Source organism: Shewanella sp. 11B5 (assembly GCF_002836795.1).
Lineage (GTDB): Bacteria > Pseudomonadota > Gammaproteobacteria > Enterobacterales > Shewanellaceae > Shewanella > Shewanella frigidimarina.
The window spans coordinates 1-11,743 of the sequence record NZ_PJAP01000279.1 but is presented as its reverse complement, the minus strand read 5'-3'; the positions used below and the strand labels follow the sequence as shown (position 1 = coordinate 11,743).

Genomic DNA, 11,743 nt, shown 5'->3' with positions numbered 1-11,743 from the left:
ATCAGCGAGCACTTTTACGTCAAAGCTCGCTATGCCCAAGCCAAAGCAGGTGAAACCAGTTTTGAAAAACTGTCTAACGCAGCCCCTTTGTTAACTGACGATGAGCGCGAGTTAACTTATTACGGCTTAAACATTGGTTATAACTTGTTGCCTGGTGAAATCTTTTTCAGCAAAGACACGGTGTTTAACAGTGTCTTTTCAATCGAATTAGGTGGCGGCAGTACCGAGTTTGCCGGTGATGAGCAATTTACCGTCAACCTCACAGCAAACTACCGAGTATTTTTAACCGACTGGATAGCATGGGATTTAAGCATGAGTGATTACCTGTTTAATACCGAGGTCACTGGCGCGTCTAAAACAACCCATAACCTGAATTTTGCTACGGGTGTGTCGTTCTATTTTTAATCTACCTCGATAGCGGTCGTTAAAAGAGACCATAGAATATTCGAGTAGCAAAAGTGAAAAACCAATAAGGAAATACAATGTTGTTCAGTCGATTTAGTGGTAAATGTCTTATTGCATTAGGTGCAATATTGTTGTCGATGCAGGTACAGGCGCTCACGCTTGGCCAAGCAGCACCCGACTTCACCTTAAAAAACCAGCAAGGGACTAACCTCAATTTAGCCGAGCAACGTGGCGAGATTATCTTGATCAACTTTTGGGCATCTTGGTGTGGACCATGCCGTAAAGAAATGCCGGTTTTGCAAAAATTACAGGACAAATATCAAGATCTCGGTGTTCAAGTCTGGGGCATTAATGTTGAACAAGAAAACCAAGCAGGCAAAGACTTTCTAGCCGATCTTGATTTACGTTTCCCGATATTTTTCGACCAAACCAATTCTTTGTCTAAGACCTATCAAGTTGAGGCCATGCCAACCACAGTGATTATTGATCGCGATGGTAATGTGCGCTTTATATTTCAAGGCTATCAAGACGGCTTTGATAAAAAGTATGCTGCGGCCATCAAACAGCTGATTAGGGAGTAAATTGATGACAAACACCTTATCTCCTCGCGTCACGGCTTTATCGCTTAATTGCATTGCGCTATTAAGCTTAATTAGTTTGAGCGGCTGCACGAGCATGGGCATTGAACCTTGGGTTAAACCATACGAGCGTCAAAACTTAGCCGACCCCATCATGCGCTTAAATCGTCATCCAAGTGCCAGCATGCATATGGCTCATGTACTTGAAGGTCGTGAATCGGCCCGTGGCGCAGAAGGAACCGGAGGTGGTGGTTGTGGTTGTAACTAATTTTATCAATAAAGGCGTTAAGTTATTGGCGGTACTGCTTGTCAGTATGACGAGCTTGTCTGCCCAAGCTGCGGTGCTCGATCCTGATCGCGCTGATGTGTTGTATCACAGCTACGAAGGTGGCGGCATGACCATTGATGGTCCGTCAGTGTTACTCAGAAAAAAGACCTCTGAATCGGTCGCATTTACCGCATATTATTATTTAGACAGTATTTCATCTGCATCGGTAGATGTTATCAGCACAGCCAGTGCGTACACAGAAAAGCGTAACGAAGGTCAATTTGGTGTTGAATACCTGCATGACAAAACCTTGATGTCATTTAACCTGCGTCAAAGTGATGAAGACGATTATTTAGCGCAATCATTTAGCATCAATGTCTCACAAGACACCTTTGGTGATTTAACCAATTTAAATCTGGGGTTGTCTTATGGCGACAATGAGATTCGCCGTAATGGTGACGACCAGTTTGAAGAGCAGAGCGAGCAATATCGGATTCGCGCCGGCATCAATCAAGTGTTAACCCGCAACCTTACCGCAAGCTTTAACGTTGAAGCGATAGCAGACAGCGGCTATTTAAATAACCCATACCGCACAGTGAGATACGTAGACAACAGCGTTCCATCAGGTGTGGCTTATCAGGCAGAAGTGTACCCAGAAACTCGCAACTCGTTTGCAGCAAAATTATCGGCCAGTTACTTTTTACCTTATCGCGCAGCCTTGTTTTTTCATTACCGCCACTTTAACGACAGCTGGGAAATCACCGCCAGTGATGTAGAACTTGGATATCGACATCCGCTGGGCGACAGTCTCGAATTAGAATTTAAAGTGCGTTATTACCAGCAAACTCAAGCTGAATTTTACAGTGACTTGTTTCCTTATCGCGACGCGCAAAACTACCTTGCACGCGACAAAGAACTCAGTGACTTTAGCGACATCACTTACGGGATAGGCATTACCTATCAATTACCAGCCTCGGTATCGTTTGGCGACACGCGTTCAGAAGCATCGCTGCAATGGGATTATATTGACTTTCAATACAATAACTTTAGAGACCCTACCGCAGATGGCGGAGTGGGCAACGAACCGTTTTATGGGTTTTCGGCCAATGTCATCCGTGCTTTTGTCAGCGTGTACTTTTAATTGTTCGCACTAACTACAGATAATTTTAACAACGTAATTGCCAAGGCCATAACTATGACTACCGACCGTAAATGGGGTGCTTTTTTAACGCGGTTATTCGCAGCAACGTTACTGATTGCTGGTTTATTTGCATTACCAGCTCAAGCTGAAGATACCAAACAAGGCAATGGTGCATTAGCCAGCGAGCTTGAAGACATTAAAAGCCAAGTGCTAAAACTCAATCGCGATTTATTTATTTTAGAAGAGGATTTGTTGTTTCCTGCCAGCACCCAAATCGCAGTGTTTGTATCGGTTGATGTGGGGCGTTTTCTAAAGCTAGACAGTGTAGAGTTAAAAATTGACGACAACAATGTCAGTGGTTTTTTATATACAGAGCGTCAACGTAAAGCACTAGAGCAAGGTGGAATTCAACGTATTTACTTGGGTAATCTTAAAATGGGTCCTCACCAACTAACGGCAATTTTTACCGGCAACGATGCCGAAGGCCGCACGGTGCAACGCGCCATTAGCCATAGTTTTGATAAAACCGATGAAACGGTAATGATAGAACTCAAAGTCGAAGACAGTGAATCAAGCTATCGTGCTGATATCAAAGTCGAACAGTGGGTATTGTAAACAACAATGGCTGTTAATACTCAATCACTTAGCGTTAAGCTAGCTCATATCAGTAACCGACTCACACAAGGTTTGGGCTGTGCCGCCATGTTTTGCAGTTGCTTGGCTCTCTTGCACATGGCTGACCTTCAAGCGGCAGAAAATGCTGTGAAGGACTCAATGGAGACAACGGCAGCTAAAACAGACTTAGAAGATAAGTTTTACCGCCAATCATTGTACTTTTATTTTGCCGGTGATTATGGCGCGGCATTAAGGCAAATCAGCCTCAACCGCCAACGCAAAGGCATCTATTCTGATCGAAGCCAATTGTTCGAAGCCGGACTTCAAGTGTCGATAGGCTTACACAATCAAGCCACCCAAACCTTGGTGCAATTTGAACAACAGCAAGCGAATGCTACGGCCAAAACCACAGCGAATACCAGTACTAATACCAATAGCAGCAAAACGAAGTCAGTCACATCGCCAACTGAATTATTATTAATCGCTTTGTTGCAACTCAGCGAACAGCAAATTGAACAAGGCGATATTGATGCGGCCAAACTCACACTAGGCAGAATTACCACATTACAGCCCGATTATGTCGAACAATATCATGTGTTAAATCAATTAGCTTATTGGCCAGATGCGCCGCCGTTAACCGCGCAAGTACAGCAACAATCAATATCAGAAGATGACCAGCCACCAGCAAGTTCATCTGCCGCCTACATCGCATTAAACCAGGCGTTGTTGCATATGAAGCAGCAACAATACAGTGCAGCACAACCTATATTGATCGAGCTTAAAAGCCAACAATGGCAGCCACCCAAGATTAATTTTTGGCAGCAAGTGTTTAACCCTTTTGCAGAACCCAATATTTTTGACGATGACGACGAGTTATTACCAGAAGTTAAAGACGCCTTATTGCAACAACAAGCCGTCAATGATTATGCAAAGTTACTGTTAGCTCAGTTGTATGTTGCCAATAAACAATACGATTTAGCCTATAAAGAACTGGCCGACTTTCCAGAGCAAAGCCCTTACGCTGAATCCGCTTTGTTTTTATTTGCCTACTCGGCCCAGCAACAACAGCACTATGACATGTCATTTAAATTGTTCACGCTATTGCAGCAGCAATACCCCTATTCAAATTTAACTTGGCAAGCCGCGTTGTTAAATGCGAAACAAGTGAGTGAGCAGCAATCTTTAGCCCAAGGATTAACCTTATATCAGCAAGCTGAACAAGTGTATTTACAAAAAATTGCTGATATTAGACTGTTCTCAGAGACATTTAGCACTATTAACAATGTTACGGATTTTGCCAGTAAGACGCTTGATCAACAAACCCCATCATTAGCACCTAAATCTGACGTGTTAGCACTTATTCTTACTGAACGTTTTAACACTGATTCGCCTTGGTTAAAAAAAGCCTTAAATGACCCGCAATTAGCGACTGATTATCAGACCTTATTAAGCCTTGATTTACTTCGCGACAATGTGCAAAAACAACAGATCAATAGTGAATGGTTAAAAGACACCTTAGCCCTCAACACCCAACGCCAAGCCAACGTCATTGAACAGCAAAAAAAACTCGCCTATGCAGAGATGATTAATTCGTTAACCGAGCAACAACAGCGTATTGAAAAAATTATTAACCAAGCTGAAACTGAACAAAATCCACAAGTTTTTGCCGACCAGAGCCAGCAGCAATGGTTAAATCGCATTGATGCCAGCCAAGCTACATTAACTAAATTGGCAACTCAACGTAATACCGACGATGCACAACAAAGACTTGATAGGGTTAAAAGGGTATTACAGTGGCAGTTGCAGCAAACATTGCCCCAACGACTTTGGCAGCACAAACAAAGCCTTAAAGAATTAACCAAGCAACTTGACCAGCTTAAACTACAAGCGAGTCGATTTAGTGCATTGTCAAACAACACACGCTTGCTGTCTGACTTTGAATTACGTCAACAGCAAACACAAACCGACATTGATAGCATGAACCTTAATATTACCGGACTGCGTGATAAAACTGGTCGAGATATTCGCGGAAAAATCAGCATTTTTACCCAGCAACAGCAATATACGTTACAACAGCTGCTACTCACCACTCGCCATCAAATGGCCAATGTATTAGAGCAAATGTCACGTGCAGACACTGCGCCAATCAGTCCCTTTTCAGTAAACGAAACGGCGGTAAATGAATCGACTGAAAGTGATTCCACTGCAGGTGAGCCGACTGCACAAGGAGCGCACTAATGTCAGCATCGGCTTATTTATCACGCGCATTGATCTTAATGAGCGGTATTGCATTATCAGGTTGTTTTAGCAGCGGTCAAACTGAGTACGCTCAACAAGCCAAACGCACTAGCTTAGGCGATTTGGCCAACAAACGCAGCAGCGAAACGGTGGCGAGTGTTGAAATGAGCCAAACTCAACGCAGTGTCAAGTTGGCTAATATTTATCAGCAATTGCTGACACTTGAGCCCGATCCTGAAATCCGGACGCACGTTGAATATCGCTTAGCGCAAATCAATACCGAATCATTTGAAGCCCAGTCTTATGCAGACCTCGATGATGAGTCGCAACCAGACAGTCAAGTGCTAGCTCAGTTGACTCAAAACGATGCGGCACTGCAAAAATTAGTTAACGAATATCAACAATTATTGCAGCGTTATCCGCAGCGATCTGAAAACGAACACATACAATATCAATTAGCTAAAGCGCTCGATTTACAGGGCAAGTTGGATGCGAGTTTGGCTGAAGTTGAATCATTACTGCGACACTATCCGCAGACAATGTATCTTGCCGAGCTTAACTTTAGACGCGGTGAAATCTATTACAACTTACAGAATTACTCTGCAGCGATTCAGTCGTATAAGAAAGTATTAACCGCTCAACATAATCAAAAATACCAATTGAACAGTTTATATATGCTCGGTTGGTCTGAATTTAAACTCAATCGACTTGCCAATGCCGACAAAGCATTCTTGCAAGTATTTGAAGCATTAGTGGCCAGCCAACAAAGTAATAGTGATGTTGCAAACTTAACCTCCGACAACTTTGCTTTTGAAAAGCTCGGCAGCCGCGCGCAAAATTTGGCGATTGATACCCAAAGAGTATTGAGCATTTCATTAAGCCAACAACTGCAATCTCAGTCGTTGGTATCCTTAGTTAAAGCCAATCAATCTTTGCCGAATATCAACTTATATCAGCATGTATTATTTGCCAATTTGGCCCAATTTTTACTCGACAAAAAACTCGACTACGATGCAGAACTAACTTATCAGGCATACATCGATTTGGCGTCAGACAATATCTGGGCAGCTCGCTATTCGCTAGATTTGCTCGACCTTTATCAGCGTCAAGGCAAATTTGCAGCAATGCATCAGCTCAAAAATGACTATGTTAATCAATATGGTCTTAGCAGCACATTTTGGGTAAATGCCAACACAGCGCAGCAAGCAGAGTTATTACCACAACTGCTTAGCTTTAGTGACGAGCATAGCCGTCGTTTGTACGCCGATGCGCAAACTCAACAAGGCGCACAACGGGTTAGCGCATTCGCACAGGCTGCCAGTGCATTAAACACCTATTTACAATTGGCCAAATTACCTCAAGCCAGCAAGTTACTCACTAAAGATATTCTTAATGACGAGTACTTGTTTGCTGACGCCAATTTTGAAGCAAAACAATATCAGCAAGCCCTTGCCAGTTATTACGCCATTGCCTATGACGCTACAGCAACGTCTGCGGCCTTGCGCAAGATACAACAGCAATCGGCTTACGCAACAACCGTCACGGTACGTAAAATCCTTTCGCAATATGAACAAAGCCAACAAAACCAAAATGAACAACGCAATACTGATGATTACAACACACTCATTTCACAACGTAATCAGTTAGATAAAGAATTTATCAATCAGTACCCATCTGACAACCGAGCCTTACAGCTCGCCAGTAACGCCGCCCAATATTCGTTTGATGCTCAACACTACACAGACCTTAAATATTTTACTGATTTTGTATTACAAACCCACGGCATTAACACACTCAATGACGCGGCAAGCTCAGTGCAAACCGCAACGCCGTTGTCAGACGCCGCCCGTAAGCAAGTGCAGTTTGTTAGCCAGCTTTATGCCAATAGCTTGTATCAGCAAGAGCAATACGCGCAGGCAGAAGAGGGTTACATTTTAGCGCTGCAATACACAGACAAGAGCACTGACTCGTGGTCAGAAATGCGCAACCTGTTGGCTTCAAGCATTTATTTCCAAGCGCAAGCCGTTAAACAAACCGAGCCAGAATTAGCCGTAAGCCAGTTATTACGCGTTGCTCAAGCGGTGCCCGAATCAAAATATGCGGTTAATGCCGAACTCGATGCAGCAAACTTATTGCTTGAACAACAACGCTGGCAAGAAGCGGTCGACGTATTAAAACCGTTTCAGCAACGTTACCCAAACCATGAGTTTAGCGCGGTCATTCCAGCTAAATTAGCTCAATCCTATGAAGCACTAGCCCAATGGGATTTAGCCGCCGAGCAGCTTTTGATCATTGTCGCCAATGAAAAGCCCGGCCCACTAAAGCGTGAAGCTCAATACACTGCGGCGGAGTATTATTTAAAAGCAGGCGATAACAATAGCGCACTCAGCACCTTTAGAACTTATGCTAAAACCTACCCACAACCGTTTGATGTAGCACAAGAGGTTCGCTTTAAAATGAGTGAGTTTTACCGCCAAAGCGGTGAAGCTAATAAGCAATATTACTGGTTTAGACAAATACTCAGCTTCGATCGCAAACAATTGCAGCAAGATGCGAATGCCATTCAGGTTCGTCAAATTGAACTTGCCTCTATCGCGGCGTTTGCCTTGGGTGAAGCAGAACAACGCAGTTTTGCGGCAATTAAACTCAACGCACCTTTGCAAAAAAGCTTGAAGCGCAAACAAGATGCGATGAAAAAAGCCATTGGTTATTATCAACAAGTGATCGACTTTCAATTAGCCAAATACGTTCCCCATGCAACATACAACCTTGCAGAAATATATCGCCAACTTGCGAGCGACATGATGAGTTCACAACGCCCTGGCGATTTAGATGAATTAGCCTTGGAAGAGTACGAGATTTTACTCGAAGAGCTGGCTTATCCATTTGAAGAGAAAGCCATTGAAATTCACATCAGTAATACCCAAAGAGCATGGGATGATATTGTTGACCAATGGATAGAACAAAGCTTTAAACGCTTGGCACAAATGTCTCCTGCCCTTTATCAAAAACAAGAACTCACTCATGAGGTCATCGATGCTATTCATTAAATCATTATTTACCTCATCGACAGCGCAAGTGGCACTCTTCGCGCTAGTAAGCCTCATGCTGTTACCCGGTTGTAGTTCATCGCCAAGCAGTACTGATGTGAATAAGCAAACCGCTAAGGATCCAAGCCTAGATGGCATGAATAAGGGCATTGTCGACTTAGTTAGCCTCGATACTAACCGAGCCAATAACAGCACCAGTATCAGTGCAGGCTCAACAGATACTCATAATGTGTATCTTGAACAAGCATCACAGCGTTTAGCTGATGTACCTGCAACGGTATTGAGTCAATATCAGCAAGCCATTGACCAAATGAAAAACCAGCAATGGCAAGCAGCCAATAGTTTATTTGATAAAGTAATTGCAGCAGAGCCTCAGTTGTCGGGCGCATATGTCAATAAAGCCATCATCGCGATAAATCAGCAACAATTAGCCCAAGCTGATGCACTGCTTGCACAAGCGATAGCGGTTAATAATAACAATCCATATGCGCATCAAATAAAAGCCAATATCGCAAGGCGACAAGGCCAGTATGCTCAGGCAGAGCAAGGTTACTTAACAGCGCTAACTCTGTGGCCTCAATACCCACAAGCGCAATTAAATTTGGCGATCTTACTAGAGTTATATCGCGGTAAGTTGTTGCAAGCCCGCCAATACTACCTAGCGTATTTGGCTAACCAGTCAAATGATGAACAAGCCAAACGTTGGCTAGCGGGCGTGGAAATTAAAATTCAACGCGCGGGGTTAACATTACCCGACAATGCTAATGGAGCAGGCTAAGATGACCATGAAAAAGGTGTTTCAAGCAAGGTGTCGTCTTGGCACATTGCCGCTGTTTTTAGCCGTCAGTTTACTGAGTGTCTCAGCTCAGGCTACTGCCAATGATGACACTGAAAAGCAACAAGCGGTGAAACCCACAAGCAACAAACCTGTGGTGATCCAAAGCCAAGTGACAGGCTCACAAGAGCAACCCAAAGTGCTTTATATTATGCCGTGGCAAGGGATCAATAATCCGATAGACATTAACAACGAAGGCATGCGGCTCACACTACCCGAATTTAGGCCAATCAATCCAAAATTATTTCGACAACAAGTCAGAGATTTTGCCAACGGCAAACCAGAAAATGATCAATAAATGCATCATTAAATAATGACTCTAAATAAGCAACATGCTACCCAAAAACTAAGTAACACCTAACAAAAATAATTGAACACCTGTAGCCATTAACGCCAATGTTCAATACGACAATAAGAGAAGGAACATCACATGAGTTTTACCGACCATATCATTGCGTTTTTACAAAATGGCGGCCCATTTATCTACCCTATCGCCTTAGTGTTAGTGGTCGGTTTGGCCATTACAATCGAACGCTGGTTATATTTAAGCTCAGCACATCGTAGTAATCAGAAGGCTTTTGCACTGATTAAAAATGCCTTAAAAACAGGTGACATCAATACCATTAGTCAGCATGCACAAAACCATAAAGCCCCCGTGTTTGATGTATTGCAGTCAGGTATTGCCCGTATATCAAGTGCAAGTCGTCGTGAAGACGTGGAATACGCCATGGAAGAAACCGTGATGGAATACATGTTACGCCTTGAAAAACGCACCCCCTTTATTGCTACGCTCGCTAACATTGCCACCTTATTGGGTCTATTAGGTACCATTATGGGCTTAATCGCAGCATTCTCGGCAGTGGCTAGCGCCGATCCAGCTGAAAAAGCCAACTTATTGTCTTCTAGTATTTCGGTTGCGATGAACACCACCGCATTTGGTTTGATCACTGCCATTCCGCTGATTTTATTTCACTCAAGCCTACAAACTAAAACGGCAACCATCGTTGACTCTATTGAAATGGCAGGCATTAAACTGCTCAATTCATTGTCATTTAACAAGCAAACGGATAACAACCGAGGCTAATGAGTATGAGACGCCGTCGTCGCCCTAATACCCAAGACGCAGAACTGGATATCACCTCATTCATGAATTTGATGATTGTGTTAGTGCCAGTACTCCTGCTGAGTTTGGTGTTCTCACAAGTGCGTATTTTAAATCTGCAATTGCCAGTATTGTCAGAAGCAGAACAAGCACAAGATGTTCAAGAGCCCAAAATACTCGAACTAGTGATTACCCCTGCGCGCTTAGCACTAAACTACCCAGCAGGCATGTCACTTAAACAGTTTGAACTGACTGATAAAGGTTATGATTTCGCCGCATTGTCTGTGTATCTACAAGACTTGAAACTGACGTTTCAGCAACAAGGCATAGAAAAAAATGACATCGTATTGTTACTTGATCCTGCGGTTGACTATCAAACCATCGTGTCCGCCATGGACACGGTACGATCATTTAAAGCGGTAGTGGCAGCCAATTTGGTAGATGCGGAACTGTTTCCGATGATCTCATTAGGTGATGCTCCGGCCACTAATGACGCCGATGCTGCTCAGCCGATACAAGCCACTATTGGAAAACCAGTAGGAGCTAAGCCATGATGAAGCAATCGGCAAGAAGCCGAAGATTAGCCAAACATCACAAACGCTTAAAAGCCGGTAGCAAGCTCAACCTTGTTGCGTTAATGGATATTTTTACCATTTTGGTGTTTTTCTTGATTGTGAATCAGTCTGAAGTGCGCATATTGCAAAATATCGAAAAAATCAGTTTGCCCGTGTCTGTTGCAGATGTGCTCCCAGTTGAAAATCTGGTTATTACTGTGTTTACGGACACGGTATTAGTGCAAGAGCGCCCTATTTGGCAAAAAAGCGCTGATGGCCTTGGCTTAACTGAACAAGAAAACCCTGAGTTTATTAGCACGTTAACAACAGAGTTGACCTATCAAGCCAGTAAACGCACCGAGCTTAGTGAAGCCGAGCTACAGAATGGTCGTGCGGTAACTATTATTGGCGATGCATCAACACCTTATGTGGTGCTTAAGCAAATTATGACTGCTTGCGCGGCGACCGGTTACCGGGATATTTCCTTGGCGGTTGAACAACAAGCAAAGCAAACTAATGGTGAGGGCTAATATGACAACAGCAACCTTACACCATCATGAAGCCAATCAGAGTTTTAATGATTTAGGCGACTTATTTAAACCCAGCAAACAAGACAAACTGTTTAAACAGATTTTGTGGTTGTTGCTGTTAGTTTATGTCGTCTTTGCGGTCGTAGTGCCCATGCTTGAACAAGTTGAATTGCCGCGCGAAGTGAAAGAGCAAGTACCGCCACAATTAGCCAAAATCATCTTGCAAGAAAAGCAGCTACCGCCACCTGTCAAACCAGAGGTGAAACCGCCCGAGCCAGAACCGCTGCCAAAACTAGAGCCTGAGCCTGCACCACCAGAAGAAAAGGCACCCGAAAAACCTGTTGAACAAGCTGTAAAACCTCAAGTTGTTCAACCAGTAACACGTGACGCTGCAAAAGAGAAAGCCAGCACACCAGGCTTAGCGGCA

Annotated in this window: 12 protein-coding genes and 1 pseudogene; all 13 read left to right on the top strand. The window is 43.6% G+C overall.

All coding sequences use genetic code 11. From position 1 onward, the window contains the following. Positions 1 to 405, top strand: a 405-nt coding sequence (locus CXF78_RS05030) for an outer membrane beta-barrel domain-containing protein (RefSeq protein WP_145991373.1), incomplete at its 5' end; no start/stop codon positions are given. Between the two features lie 77 nt (positions 406 to 482). Continuing rightward, positions 483 to 986, top strand: coding sequence for a TlpA family protein disulfide reductase (locus CXF78_RS05025; RefSeq protein ID WP_011636708.1), 504 nt, complete (start codon positions 483 to 485; stop codon positions 984 to 986). 4 nt (positions 987 to 990) lie between these two features. Beyond that, positions 991 to 1,251: a DUF4266 domain-containing protein gene (locus tag CXF78_RS05020; protein ID WP_011636707.1), complete on the top strand. Its 261-nt coding sequence runs from the start codon at positions 991 to 993 to the stop codon at positions 1,249 to 1,251. Beyond that, a complete protein-coding gene (locus CXF78_RS05015; RefSeq protein ID WP_257984848.1) occupies positions 1,238 to 2,392 on the top strand; it encodes a DUF3570 domain-containing protein in 1,155 nt (384 codons plus the stop codon). Before CXF78_RS05020 ends, CXF78_RS05015 begins: the two co-directional genes overlap by 14 nt. Before the next feature lie 54 nt (positions 2,393 to 2,446). After that, positions 2,447 to 3,007: an AraC family transcriptional regulator gene (locus CXF78_RS05010; RefSeq protein ID WP_102036159.1), complete on the top strand. Its 561-nt coding sequence runs from the start codon at positions 2,447 to 2,449 to the stop codon at positions 3,005 to 3,007. Positions 3,008 to 3,124: 117 nt separating this feature from the next. After that, entirely contained in the window at positions 3,125 to 5,245 is a 2,121-nt protein-coding gene (locus CXF78_RS05005; protein ID WP_145991372.1) for a tetratricopeptide repeat protein, read from the top strand. After that, positions 5,245 to 8,295, top strand: coding sequence for a tetratricopeptide repeat protein (locus tag CXF78_RS05000; protein WP_102036157.1), 3,051 nt, complete (start codon positions 5,245 to 5,247; stop codon positions 8,293 to 8,295). Before CXF78_RS05005 ends, CXF78_RS05000 begins: the two co-directional genes overlap by 1 nt. Beyond that, positions 8,282 to 9,073, top strand: a complete 792-nt coding sequence (locus CXF78_RS04995; protein WP_102036156.1) for a tetratricopeptide repeat protein — start codon at positions 8,282 to 8,284, stop codon at positions 9,071 to 9,073. Before CXF78_RS05000 ends, CXF78_RS04995 begins: the two co-directional genes overlap by 14 nt. Before the next feature lies 1 nt (position 9,074). Further along, the gene (locus CXF78_RS04990; protein ID WP_102036155.1) at positions 9,075 to 9,428 is read left to right on the top strand and encodes a hypothetical protein; all 354 of its coding nucleotides are present in this window, start codon (positions 9,075 to 9,077) and stop codon (positions 9,426 to 9,428) included. A gap of 132 nt (positions 9,429 to 9,560) precedes the next feature. Next, the gene (locus CXF78_RS04985) at positions 9,561 to 10,214 is read left to right on the top strand and encodes a MotA/TolQ/ExbB proton channel family protein (RefSeq protein ID WP_102036154.1); all 654 of its coding nucleotides are present in this window, start codon (positions 9,561 to 9,563) and stop codon (positions 10,212 to 10,214) included. A 5-nt stretch (positions 10,215 to 10,219) separates the two neighbouring features. Next, positions 10,220 to 10,786, top strand: coding sequence for a biopolymer transporter ExbD (locus tag CXF78_RS04980; RefSeq protein WP_102036161.1), 567 nt, complete (start codon positions 10,220 to 10,222; stop codon positions 10,784 to 10,786). Next, positions 10,783 to 11,316 (top strand): ExbD/TolR family protein, encoded by a 534-nt coding sequence (locus CXF78_RS04975; RefSeq protein WP_102036153.1) that lies wholly within the window; start codon positions 10,783 to 10,785, stop codon positions 11,314 to 11,316. The genes CXF78_RS04980 and CXF78_RS04975 overlap by 4 nt, the downstream gene beginning before the upstream one ends. Before the next feature lies 1 nt (position 11,317). Next, positions 11,318 to 11,743 (top strand): annotated as a pseudogene (locus tag CXF78_RS04970) (hypothetical protein); the annotation flags it as partial.

What these genes read in the sequence shown, in the direction of transcription:
- CXF78_RS05025 (WP_011636708.1), top strand. Translation starts at nt 483, where the DNA reads ATGTTGTTCAGTCGATTTAGTGGTAAATGTCTTATTGCATTAGGTGCA.
- CXF78_RS05020 (WP_011636707.1), top strand. Translation starts at nt 991, where the DNA reads ATGACAAACACCTTATCTCCTCGCGTCACGGCTTTATCGCTTAATTGC.
- CXF78_RS05010 (WP_102036159.1), top strand. Translation starts at nt 2,447, where the DNA reads ATGACTACCGACCGTAAATGGGGTGCTTTTTTAACGCGGTTATTCGCA.
- CXF78_RS05005 (WP_145991372.1), top strand. Translation starts at nt 3,125, where the DNA reads ATGGCTGACCTTCAAGCGGCAGAAAATGCTGTGAAGGACTCAATGGAG.
- CXF78_RS05000 (WP_102036157.1), top strand. Translation starts at nt 5,245, where the DNA reads ATGTCAGCATCGGCTTATTTATCACGCGCATTGATCTTAATGAGCGGT.
- CXF78_RS04995 (WP_102036156.1), top strand. Translation starts at nt 8,282, where the DNA reads ATGCTATTCATTAAATCATTATTTACCTCATCGACAGCGCAAGTGGCA.
- CXF78_RS04990 (WP_102036155.1), top strand. Translation starts at nt 9,075, where the DNA reads ATGACCATGAAAAAGGTGTTTCAAGCAAGGTGTCGTCTTGGCACATTG.
- CXF78_RS04985 (WP_102036154.1), top strand. Translation starts at nt 9,561, where the DNA reads ATGAGTTTTACCGACCATATCATTGCGTTTTTACAAAATGGCGGCCCA.
- CXF78_RS04980 (WP_102036161.1), top strand. Translation starts at nt 10,220, where the DNA reads ATGAGACGCCGTCGTCGCCCTAATACCCAAGACGCAGAACTGGATATC.
- CXF78_RS04975 (WP_102036153.1), top strand. Translation starts at nt 10,783, where the DNA reads ATGATGAAGCAATCGGCAAGAAGCCGAAGATTAGCCAAACATCACAAA.